The sequence below is a fragment of the Candidatus Poriferisodalis sp. genome (assembly GCF_965204125.1).
In the GTDB taxonomy this organism is placed as follows: domain Bacteria; phylum Actinomycetota; class Acidimicrobiia; order Acidimicrobiales; family Poriferisodalaceae; genus Poriferisodalis.
Genome location: NZ_OZ241968.1, coordinates 1,390,870 through 1,407,978 on the forward strand (window position 1 = coordinate 1,390,870; position 17,109 = coordinate 1,407,978).

General features: G+C 65.1%; 14 protein-coding genes. 1 reads left to right on the forward strand and 13 read right to left on the reverse strand.

Annotated elements, in window-relative coordinates; translation table 11 throughout:
* Positions 1–17: 17 nt before the first annotated feature.
* The 8 genes from ACOGXD_RS06565 to ACOGXD_RS06600 form a co-directional block, all read right to left on the reverse strand.
* Positions 18–503 (reverse strand): hypothetical protein, encoded by a 486-nt coding sequence (locus ACOGXD_RS06565; RefSeq protein ID WP_419917082.1) that lies wholly within the window; start codon positions 501–503, stop codon positions 18–20.
* A gap of 1 nt (position 504) precedes the next feature.
* Positions 505–2,643 carry an AAA family ATPase gene (locus tag ACOGXD_RS06570; RefSeq protein ID WP_419917083.1) on the reverse strand — a complete coding sequence of 713 codons (2,139 nt, stop codon included), beginning with the start codon at positions 2,641–2,643 and terminating at the stop codon, positions 505–507.
* Positions 2,640–2,819 (reverse strand): hypothetical protein, encoded by a 180-nt coding sequence (locus ACOGXD_RS06575; RefSeq protein WP_419917084.1) that lies wholly within the window; start codon positions 2,817–2,819, stop codon positions 2,640–2,642. Before ACOGXD_RS06575 ends, ACOGXD_RS06570 begins: the two co-directional genes overlap by 4 nt.
* Positions 2,816–4,972, reverse strand: a complete 2,157-nt coding sequence (locus ACOGXD_RS06580) for a DEAD/DEAH box helicase family protein (RefSeq protein WP_419917085.1) — start codon at positions 4,970–4,972, stop codon at positions 2,816–2,818. The genes ACOGXD_RS06575 and ACOGXD_RS06580 overlap by 4 nt, the downstream gene beginning before the upstream one ends.
* The gene (locus ACOGXD_RS06585; RefSeq protein ID WP_419917086.1) at positions 4,969–6,519 is read right to left on the reverse strand and encodes a hypothetical protein; all 1,551 of its coding nucleotides are present in this window, start codon (positions 6,517–6,519) and stop codon (positions 4,969–4,971) included. The genes ACOGXD_RS06580 and ACOGXD_RS06585 overlap by 4 nt, the downstream gene beginning before the upstream one ends.
* 475 nt (positions 6,520–6,994) lie before the next feature.
* Complete coding sequence (locus ACOGXD_RS06590) at positions 6,995–8,779, reverse strand: RNA-binding domain-containing protein (protein WP_419917087.1); 1,785 nt, start codon at positions 8,777–8,779, stop codon at positions 6,995–6,997.
* A gap of 231 nt (positions 8,780–9,010) precedes the next feature.
* Positions 9,011–10,783, reverse strand: a complete 1,773-nt coding sequence (locus ACOGXD_RS06595; protein ID WP_419917088.1) for a UGSC family (seleno)protein — start codon at positions 10,781–10,783, stop codon at positions 9,011–9,013.
* A 39-nt stretch (positions 10,784–10,822) separates the two neighbouring features.
* Positions 10,823–12,577, reverse strand: a complete 1,755-nt coding sequence (locus ACOGXD_RS06600; protein ID WP_419917089.1) for a uracil-xanthine permease family protein — start codon at positions 12,575–12,577, stop codon at positions 10,823–10,825.
* 95 nt (positions 12,578–12,672) lie between these two features.
* Here ACOGXD_RS06600 and serS point away from each other — a divergent pair, with 95 nt between their 5' ends.
* Complete coding sequence (gene serS / locus ACOGXD_RS06605) at positions 12,673–13,926, forward strand: serine--tRNA ligase (protein WP_419917090.1); 1,254 nt, start codon at positions 12,673–12,675, stop codon at positions 13,924–13,926.
* 26 nt (positions 13,927–13,952) lie between these two features.
* Here serS and ACOGXD_RS06610 read toward each other — a convergent pair whose 3' ends face one another.
* From ACOGXD_RS06610 to ACOGXD_RS06630, 5 genes are read right to left on the reverse strand one after another with little or no spacing between them, the layout of a single operon-like run.
* Entirely contained in the window at positions 13,953–14,282 is a 330-nt protein-coding gene (locus tag ACOGXD_RS06610) for a CrcB family protein (RefSeq protein WP_419854886.1), read from the reverse strand.
* Entirely contained in the window at positions 14,279–14,695 is a 417-nt protein-coding gene (locus ACOGXD_RS06615) for a FluC/FEX family fluoride channel (protein WP_419854885.1), read from the reverse strand. The genes ACOGXD_RS06610 and ACOGXD_RS06615 overlap by 4 nt, the downstream gene beginning before the upstream one ends.
* 10 nt (positions 14,696–14,705) lie before the next feature.
* Positions 14,706–15,404 carry a poly-gamma-glutamate hydrolase family protein gene (locus tag ACOGXD_RS06620; protein ID WP_419917091.1) on the reverse strand — a complete coding sequence of 233 codons (699 nt, stop codon included), beginning with the start codon at positions 15,402–15,404 and terminating at the stop codon, positions 14,706–14,708.
* Positions 15,405–15,410: 6 nt separating this feature from the next.
* Positions 15,411–16,325 carry a cytochrome c biogenesis CcdA family protein gene (locus tag ACOGXD_RS06625; RefSeq protein ID WP_419917092.1) on the reverse strand — a complete coding sequence of 305 codons (915 nt, stop codon included), beginning with the start codon at positions 16,323–16,325 and terminating at the stop codon, positions 15,411–15,413.
* Positions 16,322–17,059 (reverse strand): TlpA family protein disulfide reductase, encoded by a 738-nt coding sequence (locus ACOGXD_RS06630; RefSeq protein WP_419917093.1) that lies wholly within the window; start codon positions 17,057–17,059, stop codon positions 16,322–16,324. The genes ACOGXD_RS06625 and ACOGXD_RS06630 overlap by 4 nt, the downstream gene beginning before the upstream one ends.
* Positions 17,060–17,109: the final 50 nt, after the last annotated feature.

Here is a 17,109-nt window from a genome sequence, read left to right on the forward strand (position 1 = left end):
GCGCCACGGAAGCAGAGTCAAGTACTGTCGCCTGGGTCGATTAACTCGCTGAGTTCGGCAATCGAGCTATCTTGATCGGTCCCGCGGATGATGGCTTCAACCGCGGCTCGCGCGCTCCGGGTCGTCGTCAGAGTCATTAAGTGGTCCAAGCCCCCGCAGGCATAGCCCATGAAGATATCGAGTCGCTCTTGAAGTCTCCCGGTTTCTAGTACCGAGTCGTCGCCAGTATCGGCCACAGCGACCATGTCGCAGAGCAATCGGTCCATACGGTCGGGGACATTCATCACGACCTCGCCGCCGCTGGTCTTGTCGTTGCTGTTGACCGCGATGGTGCCCTTCTCATCTCGGCTGAACCCGACAGATGCGGCAAAGCAGACTAGATCGAACGCATTTGGGAAGATCGCCGAACTTGATCGACCCCCTCGCCGAACGAGCGACATCAACCGCTCAAAGCGTTCGGGAATGAAGACAGCAGGGCGGACGGGATCAGATTGAGCAGTCACGTCAGGTGTCGATCCGTTTGAGGGTAGACCGCACGCCGTTGGCGCCCAGTGAAGCGTAGGTAAGTGTCTCGCCCTTCCAGACAAAACTCCGTTCGACGTCGCTGGCGAGCTCGCCTTCGAAGTGCACGAGGTACTCGGCTCCGATGATGTCTCCCGATTCCTCCAAGATCTCGGTGTCTGTTGATTCCGTGAACATGATGACCTGACTGAAGCCTGTTGCCAAGAGGGTCATCACCTTGCGCTTGTATTCAGTGCCGAGGTTGCTAAAGGGGGCGTCAACTACCAATGGAATGCGTTCCACGGCGGCGAATACAGGTGTCGTCGTGAGGAGCCTGTCAAGCGTCTGGTACTGCGGGAGCAGCTTTGCCGCTGCCGCGGCGAAGGCGTAGGTCAGCAATGCAGTTTCCGAACCGGAGAGGTCGCCAACAGGCTTCTCTATTTCCTCACCGCCCGCGCGGTCGAGAACTTTCACACGTAATTCCGGGTCGACCACGGCCTCGATGTTGTCCTTATATACGACGTAGTTCTCGTTGATAAGGTCTTGCAACTGCTCGCGCGCAACCTCTGACTGTTTGCGAGCAATTGCTTCCAGCAGATCTCCCATCTGGCGCGCTATGGAGGCTGCTTCGTGTACGTCCTGGTGGTCCTTGGGAGCGATACTGAGCTTCTCGGCTTCCTTGCGTTCAATCTCGTCCTTCTCGTCCTGAAGCGCCCGCCGCAACCCGCCCACTTGTTGATCGAGTTCGCGAATGTGCTTGTCGAGTCGCGAACGCTCATTGACGAGGTTGTCCTTGTCGACTTGTTCGAACTGGTTACCGCCCGCCTCTTTGAGCTTCGCTTCGGCGGCTGCACGTGTTTCGGTGGCATCGTCCTTCGTACCAAGAGCATCGCGCAGGGCAACGCTCGCACGATCTACTGCAACTCGATCTTCGGCGGAAACGCGCAGGCTCGTTGCGTGGCTGTTCAAGTTCAGCATGCGCTTGCTGACAGAGTCGTCGGTTGGAGAGAGTGGCTCGAGCAGCTCAAGCATCTCCTGAGTGAGTTCTCTGCCGCAGATGCACTCCATTCGGTCGCGCAACTGCTTGACGAGGCTGCTTGATACATCGCTTGGGTACTGCCGACCGTCAAATACAGCCATGACAGCATCGAATATCGGTGTCGCGGCCACAAGATACGCTTCGGCGAGCGCCTGGCTGAGCACTTGCTCTGCCGCAGCGACGCGGTTTTCGGCTTGCCCTTCATTTTCTCGCGCTCGTTCTGCCGCTGCTAGAAAATCGCGGAGGGCATCTAGTTCGTCGATTTGGCCGACCACCTGTTCTCGGTTGTCCTCCGCGGCCTTGAGCTCCGCCTCCACCTTGGGAAGCCTCTCCTCGTTCTCGGCGAGCTTCGCCTTGAGCTCGTCGATGCCTTGTTGAAGCAATTTGGTGTTCTGGGCCGCCTCGGCGTGCCTCTTGGACTTGGCGTCGAGCCTCTTCTTGGTTTCCGTGATTCGTTTGCTGAATGGCTCGAACTTGCTCCCTCCGGAAATCTCGCGAAGGAAGCCTTCCAGGAGGCTGATGCTCTTCCCGTCGTTTCGGAATGGGAACGACAGAGTCTCGCCTGGATAGAAGAAGTATTTTGCTAATTTGCCGGGCAGCAAATCTTCGATGCAGTCCTGTGCCATGCCGTTCTCAAGTCGCTCGCTTGACGAGCCCTGTTGATCAAACGCCAAAACCACGTCATCCCCGGCCCGGTACTGGGCATGCAATTGGATTCGTTCGACGATGAGCTCAGCTTTCGCTTCGGTCCGAACGCCCCGGCTCTCGAATGCTTTCTGCCGTCGCGAGATTCTGTAGAGGTACTCGTTATCGTCTTGCGACCGCGACGCGTACACGGTAACTGCGGCATACACGGGGTTGCCTTTGGTTGCTGTGGCCTCATGCACGGCGTGGTCGTTGACGAGATTCTGGATGCCTTTCCCCTCCTCTAAGTCCATCACTCCATAGAGACACCAGTACAGCGCGGTCAGTAACGAAGTCTTGCCACCGCCGTTCTTGCCGAAGACGAGGGTGATGGGCTGATCATCGAAAGCGGCAAAATCCATAGAGGCGTGACCCTTGAAGGGTCGCCAATTGTCCAACTCAACGCGATGAAACTTCATGCGTTATCCTGCTCGTCCGCAGTGGTCTGCACCACAGCCATGATTGCTTCTTCCAGCTCGACGGTGTGCTTGAACTTCCCGCGCAGCAGTTGCATTACGAGACGCTGAACCTCGACCGGGCACGGTTCCAGCACGGGACGGTAGAAGTCGACCACGGATTCTTCAGATTCCGTCATGCCCGGTACTCTCCGAGTGTGTCCCACAGGTTGTAGCTGTCGAGCAACGGTCGCAGCGTATTGACTGCTTGGTTGCGGTTGTCGGCGGCGTCAGCCATTGCGCTGGCGCGGAGAACCTCTTGCGCCACCAGGCGACGTTCCATATCGAAGCTCTCGCCGACGCTGTTCGGGTGCGCGATGTAGTCGAACACGGTCGCATGCTTCGATGAGCCGTCCTTGAGCTGGCGCAGGATCCGTCCCCGGCGCTGGATGTACTGGCGCGGGTTCTTTGTGGAGGCGAGAAAGTGGGCCACACGAGCCGTGGGCACGTCGATGCCTTGGTCGAGGCATTTCATTGCCACGAGACCATCGACATTGCCTGATCCGAGTTGTTCGAGCAGGGCTGTGCGTTCATCGAGCGGAGTGTCGCCGACGAAGTCGCGGTACGCGAGACCGAGTTCGCAGGCAACGCCGTGCACGAGCGGGGCCTGTCGTTCGCCGGTCAGCGGAGACTTGCCCTCGGCGGAGTAGATCAGCGAGGAGCCTCGTTCTCCGGCCGGCATCGATTCCAGTGCCTCGCGTAGTGCGGCGATTTTTCCCTCCGCGTGCCAGAGCAGCCGTGCCCGTTCGAGCAGGAGCATCTTGGCGGAGTTCTCGAGGTCGCTGATGCTCAGGCCCTTCGATCGGCCGGCGTACCTGCCGATTTCACGACTGAGTCGGGTGTACTCGTACATCTCCTCCGGGGTGAGCGAGACCAGGATCGGCGTATACGTGTAGTGGCACAGGGCACCGAGTTCGATGGCGTCCTTGATGCCGATGTCGAGAAGCACGTCCCCGAAATAGTGCCGAAGCACCTGTGTGCCATCAGGATCGAGGTGTCGGTCGATCGTCGCCGATAGCCCGAGCCGGTAGTGGAAGTCGTCCGTCAAGAGTTTCTGATTCTCAGTGCTGCCCATCGCGTGGCACTCGTCGGCGACGAGGAGACGGGGACTGGGGAAATCCTGGAGTGTGGTGAAGAACTTGGGATTCGCCGCGGACTGGACCGTCCACACGGCGACGCTGGTCCCGCCGTGCACCCGCTGGGCCTGAAGTGTTTCGCGGAGCCGGGCCAAGGCCGCAGGCCGAGTCGAGCAAATTGCCTTGACGCCCCACGCTCGGAGTTCTTCCTCCCACATGTCAACCAAGCTGTTGTCCGGAACCAGCACGACAGCTGCCAAGCCGGGAGCCTGCTCATACACGCGGGAGATTCGTTCGATCGCACCTAGGGCTGTGATCGTCTTTCCGGTACCTGTGGCCATGGACAGAATCCCGCGGCCCTCTGACTTGAGCCATGACCGAACGGCAGCGCTTTGGTATGGGCGGAACTCGACTCCAACCGGTGCCTCAGGAAGACTCACCACACCAGTATTCCCGGTCGCTCTGATGTCAGCGATTGATTTTGGAGGCCGCTTGGCCGTCCGTGGCCGTCGTGGCGTGTAGGTCTTGATCAAGCCCTCAGCGAGAGCCGCCGGGAACGGTTCTACTCGCAGAGGCCGCAAACCATCGGGGTCGAAGAGGTCGTCGACCGCCGCTTTGGCGGCAGCTGCGTGGGGTGCCTCCGCTGGCACCCACGACCGATGGATCGGGAACGACTCGATGTTGCCGCCGAGCCCCGAGAACGTCTCGTTCGGGGATCCCTCGAACGTCACGTAGCTGCCCTCGATGTCCTCAATCACGCCGATCTTCTCGTGGTAGAGACACTCTGCTCCGTCTTCGCGGCCAGTGACGAGCCAAAACTCCATGAGGCGGTTCTGGATCATCCAGGTGACTGCCGAAAGGGCGTCGCTGAACTCGGGCCGGTAGCGCGTGCATTCGTCCTCGATCGTTCGACGCCGGTACCCGAGTTCCATATGTCGCAGATCCTGTTCGGGCAGGTTTGGGGACGCCACAATGCGAATCGGCGATGTTGAGTCGTCGACTCGGTCAAGAAAGGCATCGAGGGCAGGCGCGAGCCGTGCCAGCGCCCCAGCGGTGAAGTACCCGACGGCGCGGTCGTAGCGAACGGCGCGGCTGAGCGTGGGGACGAAGAACTCGTGGACTAGGTCGTCGGTATCGCTGCTATAGCGGAGCTTGAGGGCGGCGTCGGGAAGCCGTGCCGACGGAAGCAGCGACTTGAGGGCGACATCGGTTGTCATAGACCCTCCATCATCGAAGCGATGTCGGGGGCTATGGCCGGCGCATTCCCCCTGAGAGCCTGCTGGGCACGCTCAATCTCGGCATCGCCGATGTAGAGCGTGACACCGGAGGCTGTAGGGCAGACCAGTACCTCGGTCCCGATCTCCACACCTTGGTCCTCAAGCCACGCCCGTACTCGGCCCACATCGACCGTCCCGGTGGGGTTGGTCGTCCTCCAAATCACGCTTGCCTGGTGCGAGTCTGAGCGATTGAGAGGAACGATGAGGTCTGCACTCGGACGGAGCCCGTTCTCCCAGCAGATGTGCGGGTTGACCGCGAAGGAATAACCCTTGAGCGTGTTCTCGGTCACAACAAGGCGTTCACCCCATCCGGCATCGGTCTCCACTGCTCCGGAGACGGAGGATGGGGGCCTTGGGGTGAAGTCGGTTTCATCGCCCAGCCGAACCGCGTCTCCTGATACTTGAAATGCCGGCAGGTTGAGGTAGATCTCGATCGACGACACGGAGACCCCGAAGTCGCGGGTGAACTCGTCGATGATCGCGGACTTGCTCGCGACGCCACCGTTGCGCTCGATCCGCTGCCGAATCTCTGTCGTGATTCCTTCGTATTCTTCGAGGCCCCATTCCGGGAGCGCGAGACGGAACTGTTTGTCAACCCGGATCAGGCGATCGCCGCGCTGGTTCTTGATTGTGCCCTCCGAGCCGTGGCCGATCGCAGCGACGAGCTCGGCTGCAGTCATCGGTGTGCAGGTCAGCCTGAGAACACGCTCGGCCTTGGCCAAGAGTGGCCCGTCCCACCGAACCAGCCATCCGTCGCCGATGTCGCGCCATGCACCTGACGTGGTGAGAACGCGTGTGAGCACTTCAACGTCGCCAAATGACGAGTGGTCTCGACTGAGTTCCGTGACGGACACGAGCCACCGGTCACCTGCCAAGGCGTCGACCTGCCACTCGAGTTCGGTGAGCGTTGCTGGTCCGTCGAGAAGCCACTCCTCCTGGTAGGAGTAGCCCGAGAGCCAGCGGAAGATCTCAAAAGCGCGCTCGCCAAGATGTCGTCGCCAACGGCGGACCGCCGTGGATTCCACCAGGTTGACCCGCCCCACGTCGGCTCGGAATCGCTCCATTGCCCACCGAACAGCGCGGTACCTAGGGGTATGCAACTGGGTCTTGACCCGTTCGATGTCCTGGACCACCTTCTGTCGCACGCGCTCACGGGTGATGCCCTGCTCGCGACCCAAGACGTCGAGAGTCGGAGGATCATCGCTGCACTCGCGAGCAAACAGCAAGTCCGGTTCGAGAGCTTCAGCCAGGAGGCTCTCGACGAACTCCGACAGCGCAGCGGAGGGGGGGAGCGGAGAAGCGAGCAGCTGTTCGATCTCGGCCTCCACCTCGGCAGGAACCGGCAAGCCATTGCCCAGCTCGGCTAGCAAGCCGCCCAGAGTCGTCTGACCGGCAACGACGACGGCCCACTCGGCGGCGGAGACCTGCCAGGCGTCGTCGACGACGAAGGCCCGGTGCCCGCCATGATCCGCGTCCGCGCCGGTCAAACCGCTGCCACCGAACTCACCGCTCGACGGCTCCTCGCCCCGGCTCTACCAATCGCATGGTTCACTCGGCGCGTTCCTTGCTTGCCGTCAGTCATCTCGTCGTGTTTTCCCGGCGGCCGATGTGACCCGTCCGAGTACATCTACCGGACGTGGTGACATCAGCTGAGCTCAATCTCGGTTGAGCCGGGTCACAACAGTAGTGACGACGGTCCACCGCTCGCCCGCCTTGCCGCCCCTGTGAAATGGAGTGCGCTTGAAGCGGCCGGAGGCACCAATTGTGGTGCGCTCGTTCGCGGGTGTTGGTTCGCGTGAAGTTGTGTGCGCGTGATGCGGGCGTGCCGCCGACATCGGTGAGCTGGGGGGCGGCGCCCGGCAAGGTTCGTCTTCGATCACCTCGATCAACGTTGTGCCGAAGCCGACCCGCAAACCAGTGCCGCTGGCGATAGACGAAACTGAGATACTCGCGTTCACCCCCTCATTGCTGCTGATCTGACCGCTCCGTGGATTCTGCATAGAGGTAGTGAAACCCTGGCCCTCGGCCCGATGGCCGGCTCGGCACGAGTCCTTCGGCCTTGGCGAGGTCGCGTAGATGACTATTGGCGGTCGGTTGACTGACGCTGGCGATGGCTGAGTACTCGGCTGAAGAGATGCGTTTCCGTTCCCTTACCCAAGCTGTCGCTGTCGCTGGGAGTACTCGTGGGGCACGGAGCCCACTGCGCGCGCCCCGCGAGAGGTGCCACGCAGGAGGCGTCCCGTCGGGCACAGGCACACGTGCGAGCAACGGCCTGTCGTCGGCAGTCCGATAGCTAGCCACCCGCCGAAGCACCTGAGTGGTGTCAGCCGGTGTTCGTTGCAGCAGAGGGGCGCATGAGTGCGCAGTAAGGAACGCGGTCTCGGGATTCATTGCGCGCCAGACCAGCAGCGCCGCGTCGACATCGTCGGAGGCTGGTTCGGGAGGCATACCTTGGTCCTCCGACGGCATGCGAAGACCAGCAAAGAACTGGAAGCGGCCAACATCGACTGGGCATCCGCGCAGCACGACTCGAACAGCCGGCTGCTCAGTCGCCTCAATGAGCGGTGGTTCACTGCCGACTCGAATGAGATCGGCGACCATCCGGTCGACGCCGGTGCCCTCTTGCTCGACGAGTCCGAGTTGGCGAACCGCGTTCATCAGCGTCCGATAACGAGGCAGCGAAGGGTGGGTGATGATGTTGTCGACACTGACGTCACCCATGAGTCCTCCCGGCGAGGTCACGCGCAGCTCGTGCCCAATATGTTCGACGACAGTCGGCTCGTGTTGGTGCCAGTCGCGATGGCAAACGCCGTTGAGGATGGCCTCGCGCAGCGTGCGTTCAGGTATCGCATGCACCCGGATTACGGCGAGTCCCAGGGTGAGTTCTCGAAATGGATTCCGCCGTGTGTACTCGGCTTCAACGAGATCCAGCTCTTCGAGCAGCGACAGCCCGCCCTCGCAGACGCGCGCAAGCGAAGGACCGCCAGGTACCCGCCGATACGTGTAGTCAAGCGCGGGGAAGGCTCGGCTGCCGAGCAGGATCTCACCCGCGTGGTTGAGTGAGTCGGTGTCGCCGTAGAGAAGGCCCAGCCGTGCCAGCAAGTCGCGGCGGCTGAGCGACGACCTACGCGAGTCGAGCACTGCGGCTCTACGCAGCAGTGACCTGAATGCGCTGTCTGAGGTCTCGTCGACCTTCATCCCCGATTCGCGGTGCGACGGGTCTGCAGCTACGCCTGCAAACAGCCCCTGGAGCAATTGCGTTGAAGTTACGGGCACACAGGCAGCGCCCCGCCGGTGCTGGTACTTGCGCTCGAACGGGACCGGCTCGACTGCCTGGGGTACCACGATGACGAGAAGTCGCGAACCCTTGACCTCAGCTTCGCGGATGTCAACCGTGACCTTGCTGTCGGTGAGCTGGTACAGACGGGTACGCAGCCAGTCAGTGTCGCTGACGGCACCGATGAGTTCTCCGGTGCGATCGTCGACGCCGACAATGATGACGCCACCGCCGCGGGTATTGGCGAAGCACGCAGCCTCGGCGGCGAGCTGCTTGGCCACGCGTTCATCGCGCGGCTGCCCAGGCAAGACCTCGGAGCCAGCACGACGGCTGGCTTCCTCCTTGAGATCGACCCCTTCGGTCTCCAACTCACCCGGGTTTGTCGACCCAGCGGCGAGCGCGTTCAGGACGCGTTCGATCTCAGCGTCATGCGAGGGTGGCGGAAGGAAGGTAAAGGCGCGGTCCGGCACAGGGGATAGTTTATCTTTTTGGTACCAAATACATACGTTGAGCGGCTTGATGCTCTTTGGTTTATTTATTTGGCAAAGAAGAAAATAAGTTTGAAGGGTGATGGTGCTGCGGCTTTTGCTTCCCCAGCAAGCGCCGAGCTTCCGGCTCTCGATCGAACGCCGGCAAGCGCTCTCGGTGGTTGCGACAGCATCGAGTACAGGTGTCGGAAGGGCATCCAGTCGAGGTTGGCCTCAACAATCGACCTCTTTGGCGGTGTAGTCGCCGTGGGGGCCGTCGTGGCTGAACACGTAGGCGTTGGTGCGGTTCGCGTCGCCTGCCACCGCGATCACGAACTTCGCAGGTTCCGACACGATCGGCACAAGGCGGTCCGGATCGTCTGAGGCTGCGAACTGCGGCGGCAGATCGCCGGCGGCGACCACGTCGGTGAGCCGGGGGCGGCCCGCCGCCAAGTTGGTCCACTCGCCGATGAGCTTCTCGAAGCGCCACGCCGGGATGCGAGCGTGCTCGAAGAGCGCCTCGGCCAGGTTCGCCTTGGTCCAGCCGGCTGCTGCACAGGTGCGCGCCAGGATCGGCGACAGCACCAGCAGCGGCCGGTAGTGCATCCGCCCGAGGCCGTAGAGGTGCCCCAGATCCCAGCCGGTGATCCGCGCCAGTCCGTCGGCAAGGTACGGCACGATCTCGTCGGGAGTGGAGCCGAACGCGCTGCCGACAATGGCTCCACTGTTGAAGCGGGCCATGGTGAGCACGTCGTCGTTAGGGCCGAAGCCGAACTCGGCGCTGACGGGGTCCCAGCCGATGTCGGCGAGGGCGGCGGCGTTTTCACACAGCACCACACGGAACGAGTTCCCGAAGGTGGACTTGTCGTGCTCGGCTGCGGTGAAGCCGAACACGTTGCGCTGGTAGAGCCGCAGCCAGCGGCCGACGCTGGTGTTGGCGCGCACACCGTCGCGCAGTGCCCCCACGCCGGAGTTGAAGCCCAGCGCAGCCGCATTCGGCCCGTCGAGGATCATCAACGCATCGGCGCCGGTGGTGTTGCCCGAGTGCTCTGCGCCGTAATGCGGGTCGGCCAGGATGCGCGCTGCGGCGAGCAGCACACCCATGTGACGCGGCTCGCAGCCCGCCATGACGGCGTTGGTGGCCACCGACCACACAGTCATGTCGCGGCCGGTCGTCCGGGCGATGCCCAGCGACTGCTGAGAGTCCAAGCCCGTGCCGGCCAGGAAGCGCTCGACCCGGTCCCTTGTCGGCGGAACGATCGGCAGCCCGTCCGACCATCCCCGCTCGGCGAAGGCGTCGTTGATCTCGTCGACCGAACCGCTGGCGACGGTGTCGTAGGGGGCTGGGTCGAACGATGCCGAGTCGAGCGTGGATGGGCTGAGCGAGCTCTCGCCGCCGTCGGCCGGATCGCTTCGGGCGATGCGGCCGTTCGTGCCGTTGCGTGCAGCAGATGCTCCGGTCAGCCCTTCCACGATGGCGTCCACGGTGTGATTGACGAAGTTGCTCTCCATATCCAAAGCGGACTGAGCATCCACGTGGCCCACGGTGATCGCCAGCGGAAGCTGCTCGAATCCGTGGCCCTTTGCGGTCGCGGCGGCCTGGCCGTCGAAGCTCTCGCACACGATCGAGACCGACGGCACCCCCGCGGTCTCGGCTGCTACTGCTGCCCGCGCCACGGCGGGCGTGCAGCTGCCTCAGCAGCCCATGCCCGACACGACCGCGTCGACAGCTCGTGAACGCAGCGAGTCGGGCAGGCGGTCGATGACGGCGGCCTCATCGCCGCCGTGGGTGTTGCCGAACGTCTCGTAGCCGACGAACGTCACGCCCTCGTAGCGGGCTGCGAGCTCGCGTTCGAGAATCGGGAACAGCTCATCGCCGCGGAACAGGTAGTCCCACAGGAACCCGATCCGCTTGCCGGCCAGCGTGTCGAGCCTCGGTGCCAGCTCCCGCTGCTCGATGCCCGACGGCGCTCCAGGCCAGACGACGTCATACGACGGTTCAGTCATGTGAGCGTCCCCCTTGCGGTGCCTGCGCGGGCCCGGGGCTCAGCCTCTTGGATCGGGCACGTCAACGTGGACGGTCACGATATCCACCTCGTGATATTGCTGATGATTCACCGACGCGGCGTGATGCTGCAGCACTCGAAGCGAGAGGTCCCGCTCGACAGGCCGTTCCACGCTGTGGGCATCCAGCACAGCGAGCCGGTCCTCGATGTTCTCCCCGCTCGCCGCGGCCACGAACTCGAGCACGGCACCCCCGTCCTGCTTGCTCGCGGTCAGCCGCAAGGTGCGACCCTGGCCAGCGCCCGCAGGCCGTTCGGCGTCGATCAGCGTCAGCAGCGCTTCCTCGGCCACTGCGTCGAGACGGTCTGACATCGCTCGGCTCCAGCCGTTGCGGTCTGCGAAGCGGCCCGCGAACACGCGAACCTGCGGCAGCGCCGACGCCGCCAGATCGCAGCGCAACCGCTGGGGACGGGCCCGGGTGACCTCATCGAACAGCGTCAGCACGATGGCGGTGAGCCCGCCGGCGGTCATGCCGTTCTGGAGGAAGCCGCCCGCAAAGTCAGACAGGTACTCAGGAAAGATCTGGTTGTTCTGGAAGCCCACACCGATCCAGAACGAAAAGCCCGCAATCAGCCCCCGGCGGTAGTCGGTGGCGTCGGCGATCACGATCTTCATGCCCACCACGAACAGCAACGCAAGCAGCACGGTCACGTAAGCCGCGACCACCGCATCAGGCACCGCCAGCACCAAGGCCAGCAGCTTGGGCACGAACGCCATCACGATGAACGAGATGCCGATCGCCACGCCCACCCGGCGCGCTGCCACACCGGTCAGCTCGGTGATGGAGATGCTGGTGGAGTAGGTGGTGTTCGGCACCGTGCCTGCCAGTCCCGACAGCAGGTTGCCGGTGCCGTCGGCGGCCACGGCGCCCTGCACGGCCCGGTAGTCGACGGCCCGGGGCCGGCGCCACGACACACGCTGGATGGCGACCGAGTCGCCGATGGTCTCGACGGCGCCGATGAGCGTGACGAAGATGAACGCAGGGAGCAGGCCCCAGAATTCGGCGCCGAACGAGAAGTCGAAGCCGGGCCAGCCGCCGTCGGGCAGGCCGATCCAGCCCGCCTTGGTGACCCGGTCGAAGTCGTACAGCCCGAAGAGCGCTGCCACGATCGATCCGGCGACGATGCCGATGACCGGTGCCCAGAGCCTCAGGCTCCCCCTGGCCTTCAGCGCGATGACGACGATGACGCCCATGGCCGCGAGCGCACTCAACGGGGCGCTCGCCGCAGCACTGCCTTCGGGCGACGCCGTCACCATGTCGAAGATGAGCGGCATCACCGTCACGGCGATGAGCATGACCACCGTGCCCGCCACGGTCGGCGTCAGCAGCCGCCGGAAGAGCGACAGCTTCGCCGCGAGCAGGTACTGGAACAACGAGGACGCCACGACCAGGCTGGCCAGCAAGCCCGGCCCGCCGTCGGTGAGGGCGGTGACACAGACGGCGATGAAGGCGCCGGACGTGCCCATCAGCAGCACATAACCGGCGCCGATGCGGCCGAACCGCACTGCCTGCAGGATGGTGCTGATGCCGCTGATCGCCGCAGCGGCGAACACGGCCCACGTCAGGTAGGAATCGGTGCCGCCGGCGGCCCGGACGACGATGGCAGGCGTCAGCACGACACCGGCGATGGCCAGAACTGCAAACTGCAATCCCAGCCCTGCGGTGAGCGGCAGCGGGGGCTTGTCGTCGGCCTCGAAGCGAATGTGCCGGGAGGCGCTCGGTGCTTGTTCGGGCATCCGGCGATCCTCGCGGCCAGCACTGGCCGGCGCAAGCACCGCGGGCCCAGCCACTAGGGGCTGGGACGCGGGCCGGGCCGGTAGCTTCAGCCGGCGTGATCGATCTCCGCCGGCTTCGGGATGACGCCGCCTATCGAGACGGCGCAGCCCGCAAGGGCGCTTCGCCGGAGTTCATCGTCGACGTGCTCGCGGCCGATGAGGCGTGGCGGTCGGTCACTCACCAGGCTGAGCAGGCGCGTGCGGCGCAGAACGCCGCGTCGCGAGAGATCGGGCGGGCGGCCCCCGACGAGCGTCCGGAGAAGATCGCCGAGGCGGCGCGCCTCAAGGACGACGTGGAGCGCCTTGAGGTCTCCGAGCGCGAAGCTGCGGAACGGCGAACCGAGCTGGCGCTGCAGGTTCCCAACCCGGCCGCGGCCGGGGTGCCGTCCGGCGGCGAGGAGCACTTCGAAACCGTGCGTGAGGTGGGGGAGCGAGGCGATCCGCCTGCTCACGACCATGCCGAGATCGGAGCGCTGGCCGGCCTAGTCGACTCCGAGAGCGGTGCCCGCAACAGCGGCTCGCGGTTCGCCTACCTGAAGGGCGCGGCGGTGCGGCTGGAGTTCGCCCTCGTGCAGTGGACGATGGACCTGCTGGAGCGCAACGGCTTCGTGCCCGTCGTGCCGCCGGTGCTCGTGCGCGAGGAGATGATGGTCGAGGCCGGGTTCTTCCCCGCCGACCGGCACCAGGTATATGAGATCGACGGCGACGACCTGTTCCTGATCGGCACGTCCGAGGTGGCGCTGGCGGGCCTGCACCGGGGCGAGCGGCTGGAGCGGGCCGGGCTGCCGCTGCGCTATGCCGGCTTCTCATCGTGCTTCCGGCGCGAGGCCGGCACGTACGGCAAGGACACCCGCGGCATCTTCCGGGTTCACCAGTTCGACAAAGTGGAGATGTTCTCGTTCTGCGATTCGGACACGAGTTGGGACGAGCTGGAGGCGCTGCGCGCCATCCAGGAGGAGATCGTCGGCTCGCTCGACCTGCCCTACCGGGTGATCAACGTGGCGGCTGGCGACCTGGGTGCTGCAGCGGCGAAGAAGTATGACCTCGAGGTGTGGCTGCCGTCCGAGCGCGCCTACCGCGAGGTCACCTCATGCTCGAACTACACCGATTACTCGGCCCGGCGCCTCGGCACCCGCTGGTTCGCCGAAGACGGCCAGGGGCTGGTCCACACCCTGAACGGCACGGCGTGCGCGGTCGGCCGCACGCTCGTGTTCATCATGGAGAACCACCAGCGCCCCGACGGCTCCATCGCCGTGCCAGACGTGCTCCACCCCTGGCTCAACTTCACCGAGATTCCCGCCCCCGCCTGAACCTCGGGCCGGCCGGCTGGCTAGCGCTAGACGAGTCGGAGGCCGAGCGTGGCGGCGGCGGTTGCGCCGCTGATGGTGAGCGAGACGTAACCGAGTGCCAGCAGCGGGCTGGCCCGCATGAGACGTGCGCTCTCGGGGAAGATGCCCGACACCGTGGTGAGGGCTCCGAGGCCCGCTGTGCCCACGATGGTGGCGGCTGCGCCTGACGTGCTTGCGAGCAGGCCGAGTGCGAAGGCTCCGGTGATGTTGATGAGCAGCGTCCCGCCCGGCCCGAGCGTGGTGCTCGCTCGCCAGCGGAGCAACGTGCCGATAGCGGCTGCCACGCCGAAACCGACCGCTGTGGCCAGCACCGTCATGGCCGTCTGCCGTAGGCGAATACGACAGCGAGGTGGCTCATCACAAACGCAGCAGTGCACGCCGCAGCCGTCAGGCCGAGCCATGCCCCCGCTGTCGCGATGCGGCCGTCGTCGAGGTGCCGCGCGAGCTGCAGTGCGAGCGCCGACATGCTGGTCAGCGCCCCGCAGAAGCCGGCCGTGAGCCCGGGCGCCGGGCCGGCGGCATTTCGGCTGGCGCTGCCGATGCCGGGCTGAACGAGCCTGCGGTGCCGGGCCCGCTCGTGCCGGGCGGTGGCCCAGCCGACAACGCCGCAGCCGATCACGTTGACGATGAGCAGCGCCCAGTTGTCGTCGATCTGCGTGGCGACGCTCCAGCGAACAGCAGCACCGACGATTCCTGCTGCCGCAACCGTGGCTGCGACGCGCAATGACATCGAGGGCGTCTCAGTCGGCCAGAGCAGGCTCGGGCACCAGCTCGCTGCCGGTGCCGTGTGAATTCTCCGAGGCCGTCCATGCACGGGCCGCCGCAGCCAAGCCTTCGATGAGTGCCTCGTGATGGGGCACCCGTCCGGGGCCGCGGAATCCTGTCCACATCGGGCTCTTGCCGCGGATGCGCGGCGGCAGCTCGATCTGGACGCCGCCGCCGCGGGGCAGGTTGCAGGGGTTGCGCGGGTGCTGGCCGGCCAGCGTCTTGGGGATCTCGTCGAGACGGTGAAGAACCTCATAGTGCGGCAGCCGCCCGATCAGGTGCACCGCAACGTGGGCCGCGAGCGTCCGGTTACGGCCGCCCAGCAGCACCGCACGCAGCAGCCGGGGGCTGCCGAATCCGTGCACGGCCACCACGACGTCGACGTGGTCGAGGAATTCGCGCAGCACCGGCGAGTCGGCGGGATCGAAACAGTGGCTGGGCAGGTGCCACTGATCGTCGGGGCCCTGCAGGCACGCATACACCGAGGCGCCGCTGCGCTCAGCGGCCGCCGAGGCGATGTCGTCGGTGACCTCTTCGAGCCACCCGCCGTGAAACGCCATGAAGCCGAATCGCGAGCGGAGCCGCAGCACCTCGGTCACACCCGGCCGGCCGAGCAGCTCGGCAAATGGCCGCTCCGCATCGAGGAGCGTGCGGTCCTTCAGGTGCAGTGCCACGGTGGCTTAGTTCAGCACCTCAGCGGCACTGCCCGCTTGGCCCGGCCCGGAGGGTTCCTCGGCGAGGTCCGACGCCGCCGAGTCGCCGCCGCGCCCCGACACGAGCATGGCCATGCCGCCGATGGCGAGCACGATGCTCATCACGAGACCCAGCCGCAACCCGCCGACCGAGGCGACCCAGTTGCTCAGGCTGCTGCTCCACCGTTCGACCGTCACCACCAGCCCGTCGCCGCCGCGGTCGGTCAGGTCGATGAACCAGTACCAGATGGTGAACGCACCGGCGGCGATCATCAGCACTGCCGCGATCGTGTCGGTGTAGCGCATGAGCACGCGGAGCTTGCTCAGCAGCCAGCCGCGAGCCAGCGCCAGGCTGACGGCCAGCGACGTGAGCACGAGGCCCATGCCGAGCGCATACAGCACGAATGACACGATGCCGCCGACGAAGCTGTCGTCGCCGGCCGAAGCGGTGACCACCACCAGGAATGTCGCCAGCCCGCATGACACCGACGCCACGGCGTAGCTGACGCCGAACAGGAAGAGCGAGCGCACATCCCGGCCCGAGGCGCCCCGCTCGAACTTGGGCAAGTACGCCGTCAGGCGGAAGCCGGCGAGGATGGCGACACCGAGTGCGATGAGGCCGACACCGATCACGATGGCTGCCCACGGCACGTAGTCGCGCAAGGCGCTCAGACCCGCCGACAGCGCAATGCCGACGATGCCGAAGACCACCACGATGCCGGTGGTGACGACGGCACCGGTGGCCAGCGCCCGGCCGACGCCGGCGCGGGCGCTGCCCTCGCTGGCTCGGCGGTCGATGCCCAAGAAGAACGACAGGTACGCGGGCAGCATGGCGAAGCCGCACGGGTTCACCGTGGCCACGATGCCAGCGGTGAAGGCGAAGGTGAGTCGAGCGCTGTTCATAGGCCGAAGTGCTCCTCTGCTCGGGTGGTGATGTCGTCGAGGGTGAGCAGGCCGCTGTGTGTCTCGAGAATCTGGCCTTCGGGCGACACGAACACCGTGGTGGGCATGCCCAGCCCGCCGAAGTCGATGAACAGCTCACCCTCGTCGAGCCCGGTGGGGTAGGTCACGCCGCGGTCGATCACCGTGGCAATGGCGTCTTCCAGCCGATCATTGGCTGCCAGACCCAGCACCGCGACCTGCGTGCCGTACTCATTCCAGAAGCGTTCGAAGTCGGGCATCTCAGTGACGCAGGGCACGCACCACGACGCGAAGAAGTTCACGATGAGCGGGCAGCCCTCATACCCGGCGAACGCTGCCGGTTGTTCTTCGAGCGTCACGAAGCCCAGCGCGTGCACGCCGGTCAGGCCCGCATCCACGTCATGCTCGACGGGGTCGATGTCACTGCATGCCGGAGGCGGTTCAGGCGCTGTGGCTGTGGAAACCGACGCGGCCGCATCGGTTGCAGCGCCGTCGGCACTGGACACGTCGACTGAGCTGGATTGGCCGGCGTCGGCTGCAGCCTCGCCGCCCTCGACTTCAGCTTCCATCGCCACCAGCGAGGTCATGGCGGGTTGACCGCCGCCCGCCAGCAGGAACACGATCGCACCGAGTGCGTAGAGGCCGAGCAAAGCGAACAGCCCGCCGCGCCAGCCCCTGAGCTGTGCTCGCCAGCGTGCGCCGCCCGGTGACTTCATGCAGGGGCGAGGCTACTTGCGCCCCTCGCGGCGATTGATTCAGGACGGCA